Below are 17,561 nucleotides of genomic sequence, written 5' to 3' on the forward strand. Positions count from 1 at the left end.
CCGTGGCGCTGGACGCGCCGCCGCCGCCGCGCGGCGGCGGCGCGTCCAGCGCCAGGCGCCAGAAGCGGCGATTTGAGGCGTCGCCCTTGAGCATCGTGACACTCGCGGCGCGCGCGCCGGGCCATCGCTCGCCGAGCGCGCCGGCGAGCCATCGCATGAACGCGGCCGAGTCTGACGCCGGAATAGTCACCAGCGCGATCCTAGCCGCTCCGCGCACCTGCGGCCATGCGGGCGCGCGAAGCGCGTACGCATGGCCACAGGCTAGCAGAACGCGCGGGGCACGCGTAAGCGCTCCCGCGGCGCGACGCGCTACGCGTCGGACGCCGCCGCCTCGCCGTCCAGGCCCATGAGTTCTTCGTACAGCCGTTCGATTTCACGTCCGAGCCGCTCATACGCGGCGATGAGTTCCCGAGCGTCGGCGCGCTGCAGGTAGAAATTCGGGTCGTTCATTTGCTCGCCCAGCGCCGCGCGCTCGTTTTCCTTGCGCCCGATATCGCCCTCGAGCGTCTGGCGCCGGCGGGCGCGGCGCTCGCGCTCGCGGCGCTGGTTGGCATCCTGCGCGCGTGGGGTCGCCGGATGCTGATTGTCGGGGCGGCCGCCGGCGCCGGCGGCCGCGCCGTTGGCGGAACGTCCGTCGCTACCCGAGCGTGCGCCGGGCGCGCCACGCGCGCCGGAATCCGCGCCTCCTGCGGCGGCACGCGGTGCGGCGGCCGATGGCGGCGCGGCTTTGGCCGCGCGGGCGTTGGCCGCGTCGGCGGCGGACTCGGCCGCCGCCTTCTTGGCCAGGTAATAGTCGTAGTTGCCGAGGTAGCGCGTCGCATGCCCCTGGCCGACCTCGATAACCTCGGTCGCCAGTTCGTTCAGCAGATAGCGGTCGTGACTGACGATCACCACGGTGCCGGGAAAGCGGCGGAGCGCTTCGAGAAGCGTGTCCTTGGCCACGATGTCGAGGTTGTTGGTTGGCTCGTCGAGCAGGAGGCAGTTGTTGCGATGGGCGAGCACCTTGGCGAGCGCAAGCCGCGCGCGCTCGCCGCCCGAGAGCACGCCCGCTAGCTTCAGCGCGTCGTCGCCCGAAAAAAGCATCGCGCCGAGCAGGCCGCGAATTTCGGCGGTGGTCATCCCGTCCGCCGCGTCGCTCAGTTCCTTCAGCGCGGTCTTGCCGTAGTCGAGCGACTCGGCGAGGTTTTGCGCGAAATAGCCGATCTCGATTCCCGTGCCGACGAGGCGTTCGCCCGCGGTCAACGGCTCGATGCCCGCGAGCATCTTCATCATCGTCGATTTGCCGGCGCCGTTGGGACCCACCAGCGCGATACGCGCGCCGCGCTCGATCGTCAGATCGACGCCGCTGTAAACCGTGATGCCGCCATAGCGCTTGACCGCGCCGCGCAGTTCGAAAACCCGGCGCGCGCCGCGCTCGCACTGGGGAAAACGGATCGCGGGCGGATTCTCGATCCCGTCCGGCGGCTCGAGGCGCTCGATCTTTTCGAGCTGCTTTATCCGGCTCTGCACCAGCTTGGCCTTGCTCGCCTGGTAGCGGAAGCGGCTGATGAACGCCTCCATATGCTCGATCTCGGCGCGCTGGTTTTCATACGCGGCCTGCTCGATTTCGCGCCGCTGCTCGCGCTCGGCCAGGTAGGCCGTGTAGCCGCCCCGGTATTCGACGAGCCGCCCGCGCGCGACCTCGACCGTGCGGTCGGTCACCCGATCGAGAAAGTAGCGATCGTGCGAAACCAGGATGATTCCGCCGGGATAGTTCGCGAGGTAGTCCTCGAGCCAGTTGCGCGCTTCGAGGTCGAGATGGTTGGTCGGTTCGTCGAGCATCAGGAATGTCGGACGGCGCACCAGGAGCTTGGCCAGCGCGATTCGCATCCGGATCCCACCGGAGAACTCCGCGACGTCGCGCGCGAGGTCGGCTTCGCTGAACCCCAGCCCGAACAGCACCGCTTTGGCGCGGCTCTCGGCCTCGTAAAAGCCGTGACGCTCGAGTTCGCTCAGCACGTCGCCGAGTTCGGCGAGCGCGGCGTCGTGCTCGGGGCCGCTATGATGCTCGGCGAGGATCTCTTCCAGCTCAACCCGGCGGCGATCGTGGGCTTGCATCTCGCTTAGAGCCGAGAGCGTTTCGTCGAGCACCGACCGGCCGCTCATCTCGGGTGCGTCCTGCGGCAGGTAACCGACCGAAGTGCGCTGCGGGCGGGCGATACGGCCGCCGTCGGGCGCGATGACCTCGCCGATCATCCGCAGTAGAGTCGTCTTGCCGGCGCCGTTGAGACCGACCAGGCCGACCCGCGCGTCGTCGGCCATCGACCAGCTCACGCCGTCGAAGATCGTCCGCCCGCCGTAAAACTTTGATACTTTATCGAGCGCCAGCATCGATCAAATTCGGGCACATCCCAATTCCGTCAAATAATAAAGTCACGGTAATTCAGCGCCACTGGAGCCGGCGCCCGAGGCCCGCTTAATCCGACCAGTTTAGCCGCATCGGCGCGCGCGCAAAAGCACGGGCGCCGCGCGCGCACGCTCGCCGCGATCCCGAATCCTGCCCAAACGCACGTCCGAATCGAGGGGGGGGTATGGACGGGGCGCGGCGCAATCCGTTTAATGGTTGCAGTGTCTGGAACGCAGGGGGGAAGCCGAGCGGCGCAGCCCGCCGGCCACAAGGGAGGAACGATATGCCCGCAATCCGGGACGGCGACCACATACTCGTAATCGATCGCAAGCTTTTCCATGACGACAATACGCGCTTCTTCGTCGGCGTGGTCGAAGAGTACGACGACAGAGTGGTTCGTCTGCGCGGTTTCCCTTTCCACCTGAGCCCCTACGAGGTCACCGGCGTCGAGCGCCACGGCGAACAGCGAGTGCGCCTGCTCTCGATATCGGGAGAGATATTGCTCTACATGCTGCCGCGCGAAACTGAAATCGATAAGATGCAGCTCCGCCGCTCGCCCAAATCGCTGCAGTTGACCGACGGCGGCGCGGTGACGATCGATCTTAGCGAATGGCTGATGCGCGTCTAGCGCTCGCGGCCGTCCTTGCCGCACTGCTGCTGGCCGCGACGCATCCGGGGGCGGCCCGGGCCCAATCGCAGCCGGACCAGGAGCAGCCGCAGGAGGAGATGCCCGCGTCCGTGGCGACCAAGGCGCCCGGATCGATGCCCGAGCGCTACAAGCGCATCGACCTTCCACAGCCGCCGGTTATCACGATGACCGCGGTTCCAGGCTACGGCCCCGCGCCCCTCACGGTCGGCTTCTTCGTCAACACGGTCGACCCCGACGGCAAGGGCTTCGTTTCATACGTGTGGAACTTCGGCGACGGCCAGGTCTCGATGGATCCGCCGCTCACCTTTTTCCACACCTACAGCACTCCCGGCACTTATGTTGCGACCGTCAACGCGACGACTGCGGACGGCCGCACGGCGACGGGTTACGTAGGTGTTACGGTGCGTCCGGCGCTTGCCAACTAGTCTGACGTCCCGCAAATAAGTTGCATATCCGGAAAAGTGTCAAGGTGTCATTCCGAGGGAGTCGGCGACCGAGGAATCCCGGATCTTTATTCGTTTTTCGTGGAAGCCGGGATTCCTCGCTGCGCTCGGAATGACAGCCTCGAGATTTTGGGATGAGACTTATTTCCAGGACACCACACTAGACTAGCTCGGCGAGCAAGTAGAAAAAGATCGGCTGCATCGCGGCGGCGCTGTGCGGCCTCGCTACCTCGACGCCAGCACTTCGGCCAGATGGCGCGTTTCGACGCTCAGCCCCGCGCGGCTCATCCCGCCGCCGATCTGCATCAGGCATCCGCAATCGTTCGCGACCACCACTTCGGCGCCGCTCTCGCGCACGCTCGCGACCTTGTCGGCGAGCATCCCGCCCGAAATGTGCGGGAACTTGACCGAGAACATCCCGCCGAAGCCGCAGCACTCATGGGAGTTGCGCAATTCGCACAGGCGGATTCCGCCGACCGCGCTCAGCAAAAGGCGCGGCTCGTCGCGGACGCCCATCTCGCGCACCAGATGGCATCCCGGATGGTATGCGACGGCGTGCTCGAAACGCGCTCCCAGATAGCGCACCTTCATCACGCCAACCAGGAACTGCGAAAACTCGTACACCCAAGGCCGGAGCGCCGCCGCTTTGGCGGCAAGTTTCGGATCGCCGGCGAAGAGGTCGGCGTAAAATATTTTGACCATCGCGGCGCACGACCCCGACGGAACGACGACCGGCACTCCCGGGTCGCATGCGCCGAGGAAGCGGCGTCCAAGCTCGGCGGCCTGCTCGCGCATCCCCTCGTTGAACGCGGCCTGTCCGCAGCAGAAGGCGCGGCGGATCGGGCGCACCTTGAGCTTGAGTTCGCCCAGGACGCGCGCCGCCGCGCCGACCGCCGACGGGTAGAATTCTTCGGCGAGACAGGTGCCGAACAGCCGTACCTCAGTCATTGCCCTGCCATACGGCTGCGACGTGAAGCTCGCGCGGTCCGTGCACGCCGAGCACGATGCGCTTTTCGATATCGGCGGTGCGGCTTGGACCGGTGACCAGGGCCAGGCGATGGCTCGCGATGGCTTCGGCGCCGATTGCGGCGATCGCGGCGGCGAGGTCGGTCAAGATTCGCTCGATACTGACAAGGATCACGTTGACCGGCGGCACCAGGGTGAGCGAGGAGGGGCGCTCGGGCGTCGCGAGCATCGCGAGCGTGCCGGTCGCGGCGATCGCGTAATCGGCCTCGACCAGCGCGAAATCGCATTGCGCGAGCGTTTGCCGCAACACCGCGCGCGCCGCGTCGTCGGCCACGGGAGCGGTGCGAAAAACCTCAATTCCGGCGCGCTCGAGCGCGTCGACGATCGGCGCGGGGTCGATGAAAATGCCGGCGCCGACGGCCACGCTACGCGCGTTGAGCGCCGTCGCGACTTCGAGCACGCACGCGATCGTCTCCTTGGGCGTGGGCGTGCCGAGAAAATGGCCGCCCACCGCCTGCAGTTCGCGCGCGAACTGCGAGGCGAGCTCGACCCGGCGCGCCGCCTGAGCCGTCGGTACGGCCTCGGCCGAGGCTGCCTCGCCGTTGTGCGCCGGCGCTGCTACCTGGTGCTCCAGCGCCTCGCGCACGTTCGCGATGAGTTTGTGGAACTCGGCCACGCTACGCCTTTGCCGCGTCGTTCGCGGCCTCGATCTTCGCGCGGGCCTTACGCCGACGGCGGAAACGCGGCGCCGGGAAATCGCGCACGTGGGTCCAGTTGCTGAACGGCGGCGGCATCCATCGCACGTAACCGCTCCGCGCAAACGGCCACATCAAAAGCGCCGCCATCCGCCCGAGTACGCGCGTCCTGAACGGATGCCTGGCCATCCGGGAAAACGTCCTCACCCCGTCGCGCGCGCGCTCCGCCGCGCGCGGCCACTCGGGCGCCGGCAGCGCGCCGTCTCCGCCCTTGTCCGTGGCTGTTTCCTTCCATCGCAGATGGAGCAGGATGCGCGGGATGTCGATCTTCACCGGACATATCTCGCGGCATGCTCCGCAGAGCGTCGAGGCGAACGGCAGCGCGGCGGTCGCGCCACCGAACAGGCTCGGGCTCAGGATCGAGCCGATCGGTCCCGGATAAGTCGAGCCGTAGGCGTGGCCGCCGACGCGCCGGTAGATCGGGCAGACGTTGAGGCATGCGCCGCAACGCAGACAGTAAAGCGCTTCGCGCAGCACCGGATCGGCGAGCATCGCGCTGCGGCCGTTGTCGAGCATCACCACGTGCACTTCGCGCGGACCGTCGGCCTCGCCGGCGCGCCGCGGCCCGCTGATGAAATTCGTATAGGTGGTCAGCTTCTGCCCGGTCGCCGTACGCGCGAGCACCTCGAGGAAGTGGCTCAAGTCGGCCATCGCGGGGATGACCTTCTCGATGCCCATCACGGCGACGAAAATTTCGGGCAGCGTGCTCGACATCCGCCCGTTGCCCTCGTTTTCGACCAGCACCAGGGTGCCGGTTTCGGCGATCGCGAAATTGGCGCCGGTCACGCCCATCTCGGCGGCGAGGAAGACCTCGCGCAGGCGCTCGCGCGCGACCGCCGTCAACGCGGTCGGCTCAGAGGTGTAGGGGATATGCAGCTTATCGTTGAAGAGCAGCCCGATGTCTTCCTTGGAGAGATGGATCGCGGGCGTGATGATGTGCGAGGGGCGCTCGCCGCGCAGTTGCACGATGTATTCGCCGAGGTCGGTTTCGACCACCTCGCATCCGGCTTCCGCCAGCGCCGGGTTGAGCGCGATCTCCTCGGTCGCCATCGACTTGCCTTTGACCACGCGGCGCGCGCCGCGCTCGCGGGCGAGGCCGACGATATACTTTCGCGCCTCGGCCGCGTCGGCGGCAACGAACACGTTGCATCCGTTGGCCTCGAGCCGCTCCTTGAGCCGGACCAGCAGCTCGTCGAGCCGCGCGATCGATTCCTCTTTTATCCGGCGCGAGGCGTCGCGCTCGGCCTCGTAGGCGGGGAACTCGGCGCGCGTAGCGGCGACGTGGTCGAGATGGCGTCCGGTCGCGTTCTCGAGCTTGCGCCGCAACTGCGTGTCGGCGACCGCGGCCTCGGCCGCGGCAAAGAAATCTTGTGGCGCGCTTTCGTGCGGCATTGACGGCGCCCCGCGTCAGTTGATCCGCGCGACCTGGCGGGTGAGGCGCACTATGGCCTCGCGCGCCGCGTCGGCCGCGGGATGGTCGGCGTACTGCGTGAGAAAACGCTGGAAATCGTCGAGCGCGGCGCCGAAGCATTCCAGCCGTTCGTAGAGCGCGGCGCGCTCCAGGATTTCGTCGGCCGCGCGCGGCTCCAAAATCAGGATCCGGTCGAGCGCGGCGAGCGAACGCGGCCAATCGGCGCCGCTCGCGTAGATATTTTTCAAATTGCGCAGCATGCGCGCCAGGATGTGCCGTCCGCCGACGGCCTTGAGCATCGCCGGCTGCAATTCCACCGGCTGGCCGTAGATCTGCTTCAGCCGGTCGCGGATGTCGTCGAGGTCGAGGATCGCGCCGCCGTTGAAAGGATCGATGATCAATTCGCCGCGCTCGTCGACCGCCTTGACCAGAAAGTGCGAAGGAAAGGAGACGCCGAAGAGGTTCAGCCCGGCGCGCCGTCCGACCTCGAGGTAGATCACCGAGAGTGTGATCGGGATGCCCAGGCGGCGCTCGAGCACGTCGTTGAGAAAGGAATTGCGCGGGTCGGCGTAGTTGTCGCGATTGCCGGCGAAGCCGGTGCGCACGAACAGGAAGTCGGAGAGCGTCTGCACGCGTTCGACCGTGTTTTCGGCCTCGCGCAGCACGCTTTGCGCCGCGCGTCCCAGATCCGCCAGACGTTCCAGGTAGTGCGGGACGTCGAGGTCGGGATATTCCTCCTTGGCGATCAGCAGCGCGCCGTGGGCAAGCGGAATCGGCTCGCGTGCGGCGATACGGGCGAATTCGGTGCGCGCGGCATTCATGGCTGTGTTATATAACGCCGCGCTCCGCTTGAGCCAGCGCGCGCGAGTCATCCCCCGCTGGCTGCCGCCAGCGCCGCATCGATCTCCAGACCCACGGCGGCGTCGGTCTCGCTTTTTCGGCGGCGCTCCAGCGCCGTGCACGCGCCGGCCCCGCCGAGTTGGCCAAGCGCCCAAGCCGCGTGTGCGCGTACCAGGGGTTCGATTTCGTCCGCGAGCGAGCGCGCCAGCACCGCCACCGCGTCGCGGTTTCCGCTGTTGCCAAGCACCACCGCGGCGTTGCGCAGCAAGCCGCGCCGCTTCGTTCGCGCGACCGCGCTCTTGCCGAAGCGGCCGCGGAAGCCGTCCTCGTCGAGCGCCATCAACTCCGGCAGGAACGGCATCAGCGCGTCGTCGGCTGCGGCGCCCGGGCTCACGTTCCACGGGCACACTTCCTGGCAGACGTCGCATCCGAAGATCCAGTTGCCGAGCTTCGGGCGGAGCTCGGTTGGAATCGGCCCGTGATGCTCGATCGTCAGGTACGAGATGCACACCCGCGGTTCCATAACGTAGCCCTCGGCCAGCGCCCCGGTCGGGCAGAGATCGAGACACTGGCGGCAGGTGCCGCAGTGATCGCGATAGGGCTCGCCGCTCGGCTCGAATTCGGCGTCGGTGAAAATCTCGGCGAGAAAGAAATACGAACCGCGGTAGCGGTTGAGCAGGTTGGTGTTTCTGCCGAACCATCCAAGGCGCGCCTCCGCCGCCCACTCGCGCTCGAACACCGCGCCGGTATCGACGTACGCGCGCGTGACCGCCGCGTCGGGGCGTTCGCTCCTAAGCTGCGCCGCCACCGCGCGAGCGCGCGCGAGCACCGTGTCATGGTAGTCCGGCCCAAGCGCGTAGGCGGCGATCCGCCCGCGCATCGCGGCGCGCCAATCCAGGTCGGGGATCGCCGGAGCGGCGTACGGATAGCCGAGGCTCACGACCGAGCGCAGGCGCGGATCGATCCGTCGCGGGTCCAGCCGCCGCTCGGGGTCGCGCCCGAGCCAGCCCATCTCGCCCGCGCGTCCCGCCGCAAGCCATTGGTTGAAGAACTGGTCGCGATTATCGAGACGGCGAAGCGGCGCGAAGCCGACGAGCACGAAGCCCTGCTGATATGCCGCCGCAGTGATTATCTCTTCGAGTCGAGCCATCGAATGCGCGCCACAAAGGCCGTCGGAGCCTCTGCCATCAAACATTATCGTCCAGGCGCGAGCGCTGCGTAGCCGTTATCGGACACATCACCCGTATCCGATAAATCCGCCCGGCGCCGGGGGATTTGCTCCGCGCGGGCCGGCTGGGTTAGAATTGACCAGTTGGTTAGCGCGGCATCGCCGCCTATCAGCAGATACAGTCTGGAGGATTGCGAGGATGTCCGAAGAAGTCCAGCACGAGCATCGCGCGGAGTCGCCTCGCGAAGGCGGGTCGAGCGTCAATCTCACGCCCAAGGCGATCGAGATGGTCAAGCAGATGCATGCGAAAGAGGGCCTCAGCGCCGAACAGGGGCTCAGAATCTCGGTGGTTGGCGGCGGATGCTCGGGCTTTCAGTACTCGCTCGGCTTCGACGTGCGCAAGGAAGGCGATACGGCGGTGGAAATCGATGGGATGAAGGTCTTCGTCGACGAGGTTTCGCTGCCCTACATCGCAGGCGTCACGCTGGACTACGTGGAGAGCCTGCACGCTGGCGGTTTCCGTTTCGACAATCCGCGCGCGAGCCGCACCTGCGGCTGCGGGTCGTCGTTCAGCGCCTGACCGCGGTTCCGAACCAGTTCGATCCATAAATTGGCCGCCCGTACGTCTGTGCGGGCGGTCTTTTTTGTGCCAACACTGAAAAGCCGAGACTGAAAAAAACAAGACTGAAAATGAAAGACCTCGACGGCAAGGGAATAATCGTCACCGGGGCGACGCGCGGGATCGGCCGCGCCATCGCGCTCGAGGTCGCCCGCCGCGGCGCCAATGTAGCGTTCAACTATCTAAAGAGCGAGCAGCAGGCGGAGGGGCTGAAGAGCGAGATCGCCGCGCTCGGCGTCAAGGCGCTCGCGTTCAAAACCGACGTCGCCGACCTCAAGGAGGTGCGTGCGATGGTCAACGCGGCCAAGGCCGAGTTCGGCCGGCTCGACGCGGTGGTCAACAACGCAGGCCTTACGCGCGACAAGCTGCTGGTAATGATGACCGAAGAGGACTGGTCCGCGGTCATCCAGACCAATCTGACTGGCGCCTTCAACGTCGCGCGCGCAAGCGCATTCATCATGATGAAAGCCAAGCGCGGCGCGATCATCAATATCACGTCGATCTCCGGCCTGGTCGGGATGGCAGGGCAGGTGAATTACTCGGCTTCCAAGGCGGGCCTGGTCGGGATGACCAAGGCGATGGCCAAGGAGCTGGGACCGCTCGGCGTGCGAGTGAACGCGGTCGCGCTCGGGTTTATCGAAACCGACATGACGGCCGTGCTGTCGAAAGAGAATCGGGACAGGGCGCTCGCGATGATTCCGCTCGGGCGCTTCGGCTCGGTCGAGGACGTTGCGCCGACGGTCGCCTTTTTGCTCTCGGACGCGGCGGCGTATATCACCGGCGCGGTAATTCAAATTGACGGCGGGCTTGCGATGTAACGCTCGCGCGCTAGGGTCCGGGCACGTGGCCCCATTGGGCTTCGCATTTCAAAATGTTCAGCGATTGACCGTCCTTGAGCGCGCGATACTTCTGCCAGAACGCCGTATCGATGAGCCGCTTGTCGGGCGGTTCATCGTCGCGGCGCCATCGATCGAATTTATCTGGACCGCCGTTGTACGCCGCATAGGTCGAGCGCGCGAGCGCGTCGCCCCGGTCCGCGCGCGGCGCTTTGCCCGCCGCGCGGATCATCAGGCGCGCGAGAATCTGGCTGCCCGCGCCCGCGTTGTACGCGATATCCCATTCGATATGTCTCAAGTCGTAAAAGCCGCGCCAGACGTAGCGATTGACCTGCATCAGGCCGATGTCATGAGTCGATGATTCGAGGTAGCGTACGCGGCCGCGCACCAGCACAAACTGCCGCCAGCAGCTCTCCTGCCACGCCGCCGCCCTGACCACCACGCGATAGGTCGGCTGCAGGGCGCGGTCGGGTTGTTCGTCGGCAATCTCGCTCCCGGCTGCGGCGTCGAGTAGCGCGCCAAGCTCGCGCGTGTAGCGGTCGACGTTATTTTCGTTCACTACCGACCGCCTGAGCATCACTCCGAGCTGCCGCAACTGCGGCGGTTCGGGCGGCGCGTCGGCGAAGGCCTCGGCCGGCGCGACGAATCGCGACGCGAAACGCATCACGCTCCCGGCCGAGGAATGGTCCGCCGTCGGCGTGGGAGACTGTGGCCCGGGCGTTAAAGCCGGCTGCGCAGGCGTGGGCGTCGCACCTGAGGCCCCCGGCGCAGGCGTCGCGCTCGCGGTCGGCTCCGGCGCGTCCGAATCGTTAGGCTCGACCGAGCCGGGCGTGAGCGGCGGCGGCGTAAAGCCGAAAATATGCTGCAGCTCGGGATCCGGATCGTAGTTGAACTGGAGTGGATCGGCGGTCGATTGCGGAGCCATGATGCGCGCGAGGCGGCGCAGGTCGGCCGCCGAGATGCGCGCGCCGAGCGCCGGTGCAGCCTCGTCGAAGGCCATCAGCGCGTCACCGGCGGAGATGAAGGACAGGAATTCCAGCGCGCGGTCGCCAAGCTGGCCGCGCGCCGCCGCCGTACGCACGAGGCTGCCGAGGCGCCGCCACTGATCAAGAAAAAGCGCGCGCACCGGGTCAGGACCGCCCGGCGCCGGCGGCTGGCCGATCGCTTCGGCAAGGCGGTAGCGTCCGTCGAGCAGCAGATTCAGCAGCTGGGCCCGGAGTGCCTTGTCAGCTATCGTCGGGCCGATCTGCTTTATCGCAAACACAATGAAGGCGTCCCATCGGTCGAGTTGCTCGTCCCACGCCCCCTGCTCGACCGGCGTCAGCGGTCCGGCGGCCGCTCTCGGCTGCGCGGCCGGTTGGATCGGCGCGCTCAGCGCGAGCGTGATCCCTATGCCGTCGCTCCCGGCGACTGCCGGGCCGACGCTGTGGACCGTCGCGAGCACGTGCTTGAAACTATCGGCCTGTCCGTCGGGCGCGGTTTCCTCGGCCAGCGCGCGGAACTCCTCGATCGGCGCGCGGAGGTCGAACCTGAAAGTCTCGAAGCGCGGGATAAAGTTGTCCTTGACGAGATCGAAGCCGCGCCCGGCGATGAGGGTCTTGCGATGCTGCGGGTCGTAGAGATTGATATCGCTCACGCGGAACATCAGGGCGAGGTTGGATGTCAGGTAGGGCGTCGCGTCGATCGCGATGATTCCCTTCCACGAGATCGGGCTTATGCACTTATCGCCCACCGGCACGCCCAGCCCGAGCTCGCCGTCGGTCTCGAGCCCGACCTTCGGGGCTGCGCCCGGGACGAAGCGCGGATTGTAGGCGGAGAGAAACTCACAGTCGTTGATTCCTTTCCATAGGATCGCGCGGCCCCCGGGCGCGTCGTAGATCTGATGCTTCAGCGCCGCGCCAAGCGTAAGGTAATCGATCGTGAGGGGTACGGTTATTTGTGCCGCGGGATCGGCGGCGGCTACGCCGGAAAGCGCAATCGGGGCGGAGAGCGCCGCGGAAACCGCCAGGAGCGCAATGAGCAATCTTACGAGCCGGCCCATCGATCAATGATTGCAAGCGCTTGTCAACAATTACAGCACCCCGCGCGTAACGTTCATGCACCGTCGGGGATGACGGCGAGGGGCGGATTGCCTTGAAAGGGCGGCTGGCGGGAAAGATAATTAACCCTGAGATTGGCCGAGGCGGCAACGATGCAACAGGAATCCAAATCGATCTTTCACGAGGCCGAGATTCCACAGGCCTCGCGCGAGCTTGATGAACTGCGCCGTTTGGGCAACTACGAACCGCCCTTCGTAGTCGTACGCCGGCGCGTAATCGACGATTTTTACGAAGGCAAGATGACCATCGACGCCACCGTGGTGATCCGCATCGGCGACGTCGAGGAGACCGAGGCCGCGCGCGGCGTCGGCGTCGTGCATGCCCTCGATCTGGCGCTGCGCAAGGCGCTGCTCAAGTACTTTCCCTTTCTCGAGCCGGTCCGCGTCATCGAAACCTACATGCACGCGAGCGGCGAATCGACCGAAGCCGAGGTGATGTCGATCAAGAAATTCTCCGACGGTCAGAACGTCTGGACCACGCTCGCCAAGTCGGCCAACACGGCGGAGGCCGGATGGCAATCGCTGGTTGACGGTTACGAGTGGCGAATCGATCACGAACGCAACCGGACGCGGCGCACGGCGGCCAATCCGCGGCTGTCGCGGCGTTAGGTTCGCGCGCGCACGATGGGACGGCTTTTCGGCGATCCGGAGCGAATCGCTGCCCAGGCCTCGGCGGGCAAGCTCGCGGTGCTTTACGACGGCGGTTGCGAGATGTGCCGCAACGTGGCGGCCGGAATCCTGCGCTACGACAATACCGAGTCGCTGGAACTGTTCGACGCCAACGATCCGGCGGCGCGCGGCCACTTTCCCGGGCTCAAGCTCGACGACCTGCTCTACGAATTGCACGTGATCGACGATCACGGGCGGGTCTATCGCGGAGCGCGCGCGGTCAACGAAATCCTGCGTCGCCAGGCGGGGTTCCGCAGCATGCTCGCGTATCTATGGTATGTTCCGGGCTACGCGTGGATCGCCGACCTCCAGTACAAAGCGATCGCCGGCAATCGCAAGCGCGACGCGGGCGCGCCGGTCGCCGCCGCGTCGGCGCGTCAGCCTTGAGCACGGCGCCGCCGGCGCGCGGCGTCCGAGGCGCGCCGCAGGCGCAATCAAAGTGAAGCCGTTTTACATCTTCAACACACTCGACCGCCGGGTCGAGGAATTCAAGCCGCTCAATCCGCCGCTGGTGACGTTCTACTCGTGCGGCCCGACCGTCTATCTGCCGCAGCATCTCGGCAACATGCGCGCCTACGTCTTCGTCGATACGCTGCGCCGCGCGCTCGAACTCAACGGCTATGAAGTCCGCCACGTGATGAACATCACCGACGTCGGCCACATGACCTCCGACGCGGATGCCGGCGAGGACAAGGTGGAAAAAACCGCGCGCGCCGAGGGCAAGACCCCCCGCGAGGTCGCCGACTTCTATATCGCGCAGTTCACGCGCGACTGCGGGCGGCTCAATATCCGGCTGCCCGCGCCGCCGGCGCTCTGCCGCGCAACCGACCACGTCGCCGACATGATCGCGCTCATCGGCCGGATCCTCGAGCGCGGTTACGCTTACGTCGCTGCATCGGGGGTTTATTTCGACGTCGAGAAATGGCGCGGCCAAAGCCGCGTCGGACGGCTTTCGCGCCAGAGCCTCGACGAGCAGCACGCGGGCCAGCGCCTGGAGCATTCGCCCGACAAGAAGAGCCCGCACGATTTCGCGCTCTGGGTGCTCAATCAGCCGCATCATCTGATGCAGTGGGAGAGTCCGTGGGGGCGCGGCTATCCGGGATGGCATATCGAGTGTTCGGCGATGTCGATGCGCTACCTGGGCGAGACAATCGATATTCATTCGGGGGGCCTCGACCATATTGCGGTGCATCACGAGAACGAGATTGCGCAATCCGAGGGCGCGACCGGCAAGCCTTTCGTCCGCTACTTCGTCCACAACGCATTCCTGGTCGGGATGGAAGGGGCGAAGATCAGCAAGAGCGCGGGGCGCTTTCCGGTGCTCGAGGACCTGGTCGCAGCGGGTATCAATCCGCTCGCGTTCCGGCTGCTCTGCCTCGGCGCGAAATATCGATCGGAGTTGGCGTTTTCGCTCGATGCGGTGCGCGCCGCGGCGAGCAACCTGGACTACTTCGCCGAATTCGCGCGCAACCTCTCCGACGAGGACGCGGCGGCGAACCCCGACTCGCCGTGGACGAACGATTTCGACGATCGCTTCGTCGAGGCGCTCAACAACGACCTCAACACGCCGCAGGCGCTCGCCGCCGCGCTCGAGCTGGTGGCCGAGGCCTATCGCAGCGGCGACAAGCGAATCTGGAATACGCTCAGGAAATTCGACGCGGTGCTCGGGCTTGGCCTTGAAGAGGCGCGCAAGGACACGCAGGGCGGACTTTCGGCGGAGATAGCGGCGATGCAGCGCGAGCGCGATGCCGCCCGGGCGGCCAAAGACTTCAAACGCGCCGACGATCTGCGTAAGCAGCTGGAGGCGAAAGGCTACGAGGTGAAGGACCATCGCGGCGGCTCCACGATTGTGCCGCGCAGAAGCGTTGCTTGAGTACAGAGGCCGTGCTCTCTTAGAGTTCGCAGCGCCGCACACAAGGGTAAGCAATGTCGATTGAGCTGAAGAAGTTCGACACCAGGATGCAGGCCGAAGGGCCTGAAGTCCGTCATCTCGACCCGCACGCCGCTCCCTACTATCTGCCGATCGGCGACGAGGTCGAGATTTTCGAAGCCGCCTACAAGGCCCGTCTGCCCGTGCTCCTCAAGGGGCCCACCGGATGCGGTAAAACCCGCTTCGTCGAGCACATGGCACATCGCCTGGCGGGCCTTGCCGACGGCCCCACGGAACTGATCACGGTCGCCTGCCACGAGGATCTGACTGGGAGCGACCTGGTCGGCCGCTACCTGATCCAGGCCGACGAAACGGTGTGGATCGACGGGCCGCTGACCCAGGCGGTCAGGCGCGGCGCGATCTGTTACCTCGACGAGATCGTGGAGGCGCGCAAGGACACCACCGTGCTCATCCATCCGCTCTCCGACCATCGGCGCATCCTGCCGGTCGAGAAACGCGGCGAGACGCTGGAGGCGCATGTCGGCTTTTTGCTCGTGATCTCGTACAACCCCGGCTACCAGAGTATCCAGAAAAATCTCAAGCACTCGACCCGCCAGCGCTTCGTCACGATCGAGTTCAACTACCCGCCGGCCGACAAGGAGGTCGAGATCATCGCGCACGAGGCGGGCGTCGATCGCGACATGGCGATGCAGCTCGCGGTTCTGGGCGAGAAGGTGCGCAACCTCAAGGCCTCGGGGCTGGAGGAGGGCGTCTCGACCCGGCTCCTGATCTACGCGGGCGATCTTATCCGCCAGGGAATCGCACCGCGCCGCGCGGCGACCGTCGCCGTGACCTGGTCGCTGACCGACGAACCCGACAGCAAGCGCGCGATCGACGAAGTGGTCAAGGCTATCTTTCCGGAGTAACCGGCGGGCTCAAGTGATCGATCTCCGCAGTGACACCGTAACCCTGCCGACGCCCGAGATGCGCGAGGCGATCGCGCGGGCCGAGCTCGGCGATGACGTTTACGGCGAAGACCCCACCGTCAACCGGCTCGAGGCAATGGCGGCGGACGCGATGGGCAAGGAAGCCGCGCTGCTGGTCGCAAGCGGCACGATGGGCAATCTGATCGCGATGCTGGTGCATTGCGCGCGCGGCACCAAGGCGGTGCTCGGCGCGCGCGCCCACACCTATCTGTACGAGGCCGGCGGCGCCGCCGCTCTGGGCGGCGTCGTGCTGACGCCGATTCGCAACACGGACGAGGGTGAATTCGCGCTCGACGAGCTCAAGGCCGAACTCGAGACGCCGTCCGATCCGCATTTCGCGCCGCACGCGCTGGTTGCGCTGGAGAACACGCATAACCGATGCGGTGGCGAGGCCGTCGGACTCGGGCACATGGCTGCGGTGGCCGCGCTGGCACACGGCCACGGACTCGCCGTCCATCTCGACGGCGCGCGCATCTTCAATGCCGCGCTCGCGCTGGAGACCGACGTCAAGCGTATCGCGGGGCATGCCGATACGGTGTCGTTCTGCCTCTCCAAGGGTCTCGCCTGTCCGGTGGGGACGATGCTCTGCGGGCCGCGCCCGTTCATGGAACGGGCGCGGCGCATGCGCAAGGCGCTGGGCGGCGGGATGCGCCAGGCGGGGATAATCGCGGCGGCCGGGAGCGTCGCGCTGACCGCGATGGTCGATCGGCTGGCCGAAGATCACGAGAACGCGCGGATGCTGGCCGAAGGCCTCGCGCGCGTCGCGGGTTTGCGGGTGCATCCGGCGCGCCGTCGCACCAACATGGTGTTTTTCGAGGTCGCCGGCGGCGCCGAACGCGCGGCGGGCTTCGCCGCCGCCTTCAAGGAGCGCGGCGTGCTCGTCGGGCCGCGGAGCCCCGTCGAGTTCCGCGCGGTCACGCACTACGGCGTGACCGCGGCGGACATCCGGCGCGCGGTCGCCGCGGCAGCCGAGGCCGCCGCCGCATCCGCGCACGCGGCCGCCGCGCCCGCGCCGTCGGCGCATGCGGGGCGTTAGCTCCGCGCGATGAACTCCGCGATGAATCCGCGATGAATCCGACGGACTCGCTGCAATCGCTCTTCTCGCTCAAGGGGCGCATCGGCTTCGTCACCGGTGCCTCGTCGGGCCTCGGTGTCGATTGCGCGACGGCGCTCGCGATGGCGGGCGCCGACGTCGCGCTGGCCGCGCGCCGCGCCGACCGCCTCGATAGGCTCGCTGCCGATCTCGCCGGCCGCTACGGCGTCCGCACGGCGGCGATCCAGCTCGACGTGACCTCCGATGCGCAGATCGACGCCGCGCTCGCGCAGGCGCAGCGCGAACTCGGCCTGATCGACATCCTGGTCAACAACGCGGGCATCTCGCCCACGGGCCGCGCCGAGACCCTGCCGCGCGCGACCTGGGACGCGGGGATCGCCACCAATCTCACCGCGCCGATGATGCTCGCGCAGCGCGTCGCCCGCGGCCTTATCGAGGCCGGGCGGCCTGGCCGCATCATCAACATCGTTTCGATCTACGCGACGGTCGCAAGTTCGATCTATCGCCTCTCCGCGTACACCGCGGCCAAGGCCGGGCTGATGAATCTCACGCGCCAGCTTGCGGTCGAGTGGGCGAGTCATGGAATCCTGGTCAACGCGATCGCGCCCGGATGGATTCCGACCGAGGCCACCGAGGGCGGAATGGCCAAGGGCGGCAACCGCGAGCGAATGGAAAAGGCGACGCCGCTCGGCCGGCTTGGACGGCCGGAGGAGATTCGCGGAGCGGTCATTTTTCTCGCCAGCGAGGCGTCAACCTACGTGACCGGATCGATGCTGTCCGTGGACGGCGGCTACCAGGCCTGGTGAAGCCG

The 17,561-nt window shown here is 66.8% G+C and carries 18 protein-coding genes; 10 read left to right on the forward strand and 8 right to left on the reverse strand.

Annotation, left to right across the window (positions count from 1 at the left end):
* A partial coding sequence (locus tag VMI09_12905) for a hypothetical protein (GenBank protein HTQ25586.1) occupies window positions 1–190 on the reverse strand: 190 nt, incomplete at its 3' end.
* Window positions 191–309: 119 nt separating this feature from the next.
* Window positions 310–2,370 carry an ABC-F family ATP-binding cassette domain-containing protein gene (locus VMI09_12910; GenBank protein ID HTQ25587.1) on the reverse strand — a complete coding sequence of 687 codons (2,061 nt, stop codon included), beginning with the start codon at window positions 2,368–2,370 and terminating at the stop codon, window positions 310–312.
* A 299-nt stretch (window positions 2,371–2,669) separates the two neighbouring features.
* Between VMI09_12910 and VMI09_12915 the strand changes: the two genes are divergently transcribed.
* Window positions 2,670–3,014, forward strand: coding sequence for a hypothetical protein (locus VMI09_12915; protein ID HTQ25588.1), 345 nt, complete (start codon window positions 2,670–2,672; stop codon window positions 3,012–3,014).
* Window positions 2,996–3,460, forward strand: a complete 465-nt coding sequence (locus VMI09_12920; GenBank protein ID HTQ25589.1) for a PKD domain-containing protein — start codon at window positions 2,996–2,998, stop codon at window positions 3,458–3,460. The genes VMI09_12915 and VMI09_12920 overlap by 19 nt, the downstream gene beginning before the upstream one ends.
* Window positions 3,461–3,703: 243 nt before the next feature.
* On the opposite strand, the gene VMI09_12925 is transcribed toward VMI09_12920, so the two are convergent.
* From VMI09_12925 to queG, 5 genes are read right to left on the reverse strand one after another with little or no spacing between them, the layout of a single operon-like run.
* On the reverse strand, window positions 3,704–4,426 hold the full coding sequence (locus tag VMI09_12925; protein ID HTQ25590.1) for a (Fe-S)-binding protein: 723 nt from the start codon (window positions 4,424–4,426) through the stop codon (window positions 3,704–3,706).
* Window positions 4,419–5,120, reverse strand: coding sequence for a lactate utilization protein (locus tag VMI09_12930; protein HTQ25591.1), 702 nt, complete (start codon window positions 5,118–5,120; stop codon window positions 4,419–4,421). The genes VMI09_12925 and VMI09_12930 overlap by 8 nt, the downstream gene beginning before the upstream one ends.
* A gap of 1 nt (window position 5,121) precedes the next feature.
* Entirely contained in the window at window positions 5,122–6,591 is a 1,470-nt protein-coding gene (locus VMI09_12935; GenBank protein HTQ25592.1) for a LutB/LldF family L-lactate oxidation iron-sulfur protein, read from the reverse strand.
* Window positions 6,592–6,606: 15 nt separating this feature from the next.
* Window positions 6,607–7,431: a tetratricopeptide repeat protein gene (locus VMI09_12940; GenBank protein HTQ25593.1), complete on the reverse strand. Its 825-nt coding sequence runs from the start codon at window positions 7,429–7,431 to the stop codon at window positions 6,607–6,609.
* Window positions 7,432–7,478: 47 nt separating this feature from the next.
* Window positions 7,479–8,600, reverse strand: coding sequence for a tRNA epoxyqueuosine(34) reductase QueG (gene queG / locus VMI09_12945; protein HTQ25594.1), 1,122 nt, complete (start codon window positions 8,598–8,600; stop codon window positions 7,479–7,481).
* Between the two features lie 217 nt (window positions 8,601–8,817).
* Between queG and VMI09_12950 the strand changes: the two genes are divergently transcribed.
* A complete protein-coding gene (locus tag VMI09_12950) occupies window positions 8,818–9,198 on the forward strand; it encodes an iron-sulfur cluster assembly accessory protein (GenBank protein ID HTQ25595.1) in 381 nt (126 codons plus the stop codon).
* A 110-nt stretch (window positions 9,199–9,308) separates the two neighbouring features.
* On the forward strand, window positions 9,309–10,055 hold the full coding sequence (fabG, locus tag VMI09_12955; protein HTQ25596.1) for a 3-oxoacyl-[acyl-carrier-protein] reductase: 747 nt from the start codon (window positions 9,309–9,311) through the stop codon (window positions 10,053–10,055).
* Window positions 10,056–10,065: 10 nt separating this feature from the next.
* Here the strand turns inward: fabG and VMI09_12960 are convergent, their stop codons facing one another.
* Window positions 10,066–12,114: a hypothetical protein gene (locus VMI09_12960; protein ID HTQ25597.1), complete on the reverse strand. Its 2,049-nt coding sequence runs from the start codon at window positions 12,112–12,114 to the stop codon at window positions 10,066–10,068.
* A gap of 150 nt (window positions 12,115–12,264) precedes the next feature.
* Here VMI09_12960 and VMI09_12965 point away from each other — a divergent pair, with 150 nt between their 5' ends.
* The 6 genes from VMI09_12965 to VMI09_12990 are packed head-to-tail and all read left to right on the forward strand — an operon-like array spanning window position 12,265 to window position 17,556.
* The gene (locus VMI09_12965; GenBank protein ID HTQ25598.1) at window positions 12,265–12,780 is read left to right on the forward strand and encodes an alpha-isopropylmalate synthase regulatory domain-containing protein; all 516 of its coding nucleotides are present in this window, start codon (window positions 12,265–12,267) and stop codon (window positions 12,778–12,780) included.
* A gap of 15 nt (window positions 12,781–12,795) precedes the next feature.
* A complete protein-coding gene (locus VMI09_12970) occupies window positions 12,796–13,227 on the forward strand; it encodes a DUF393 domain-containing protein (GenBank protein HTQ25599.1) in 432 nt (143 codons plus the stop codon).
* A 52-nt stretch (window positions 13,228–13,279) separates the two neighbouring features.
* Entirely contained in the window at window positions 13,280–14,713 is a 1,434-nt protein-coding gene (gene cysS, locus VMI09_12975) for a cysteine--tRNA ligase (protein HTQ25600.1), read from the forward strand.
* A gap of 53 nt (window positions 14,714–14,766) precedes the next feature.
* Window positions 14,767–15,636, forward strand: coding sequence for an AAA family ATPase (locus tag VMI09_12980; GenBank protein HTQ25601.1), 870 nt, complete (start codon window positions 14,767–14,769; stop codon window positions 15,634–15,636).
* Window positions 15,637–15,649: 13 nt separating this feature from the next.
* A complete protein-coding gene (gene ltaE, locus VMI09_12985) occupies window positions 15,650–16,732 on the forward strand; it encodes a low-specificity L-threonine aldolase (protein HTQ25602.1) in 1,083 nt (360 codons plus the stop codon).
* Between the two features lie 32 nt (window positions 16,733–16,764).
* Window positions 16,765–17,556, forward strand: coding sequence for an SDR family oxidoreductase (locus VMI09_12990; GenBank protein HTQ25603.1), 792 nt, complete (start codon window positions 16,765–16,767; stop codon window positions 17,554–17,556).
* The last annotated feature ends 5 nt before the right edge of the window (window positions 17,557–17,561 follow it).

The organism is Candidatus Binataceae bacterium, assembly GCA_035500095.1.
Classification (GTDB): Bacteria; Desulfobacterota; Binatia; order Binatales; family Binataceae; genus JAKAVN01.

What these genes read in the sequence shown, in the direction of transcription:
- queG (HTQ25594.1), bottom strand. Translation starts at nt 8,600, where the DNA reads ATGGCTCGACTCGAAGAGATAATCACTGCGGCGGCATATCAGCAGGGC.
- VMI09_12920 (HTQ25589.1), top strand. Translation starts at nt 2,996, where the DNA reads ATGGCTGATGCGCGTCTAGCGCTCGCGGCCGTCCTTGCCGCACTGCTG.
- VMI09_12965 (HTQ25598.1), top strand. Translation starts at nt 12,265, where the DNA reads ATGCAACAGGAATCCAAATCGATCTTTCACGAGGCCGAGATTCCACAG.
- VMI09_12915 (HTQ25588.1), top strand. Translation starts at nt 2,670, where the DNA reads ATGCCCGCAATCCGGGACGGCGACCACATACTCGTAATCGATCGCAAG.
- VMI09_12990 (HTQ25603.1), top strand. Translation starts at nt 16,765, where the DNA reads ATGAATCCGACGGACTCGCTGCAATCGCTCTTCTCGCTCAAGGGGCGC.
- VMI09_12950 (HTQ25595.1), top strand. Translation starts at nt 8,818, where the DNA reads ATGTCCGAAGAAGTCCAGCACGAGCATCGCGCGGAGTCGCCTCGCGAA.
- fabG (HTQ25596.1), top strand. Translation starts at nt 9,309, where the DNA reads ATGAAAGACCTCGACGGCAAGGGAATAATCGTCACCGGGGCGACGCGC.
- VMI09_12960 (HTQ25597.1), bottom strand. Translation starts at nt 12,114, where the DNA reads ATGGGCCGGCTCGTAAGATTGCTCATTGCGCTCCTGGCGGTTTCCGCG.
- VMI09_12910 (HTQ25587.1), bottom strand. Translation starts at nt 2,370, where the DNA reads ATGCTGGCGCTCGATAAAGTATCAAAGTTTTACGGCGGGCGGACGATC.
- VMI09_12925 (HTQ25590.1), bottom strand. Translation starts at nt 4,426, where the DNA reads ATGACTGAGGTACGGCTGTTCGGCACCTGTCTCGCCGAAGAATTCTAC.
- VMI09_12935 (HTQ25592.1), bottom strand. Translation starts at nt 6,591, where the DNA reads ATGCCGCACGAAAGCGCGCCACAAGATTTCTTTGCCGCGGCCGAGGCC.
- VMI09_12970 (HTQ25599.1), top strand. Translation starts at nt 12,796, where the DNA reads ATGGGACGGCTTTTCGGCGATCCGGAGCGAATCGCTGCCCAGGCCTCG.
- VMI09_12940 (HTQ25593.1), bottom strand. Translation starts at nt 7,431, where the DNA reads ATGAATGCCGCGCGCACCGAATTCGCCCGTATCGCCGCACGCGAGCCG.
- VMI09_12980 (HTQ25601.1), top strand. Translation starts at nt 14,767, where the DNA reads ATGTCGATTGAGCTGAAGAAGTTCGACACCAGGATGCAGGCCGAAGGG.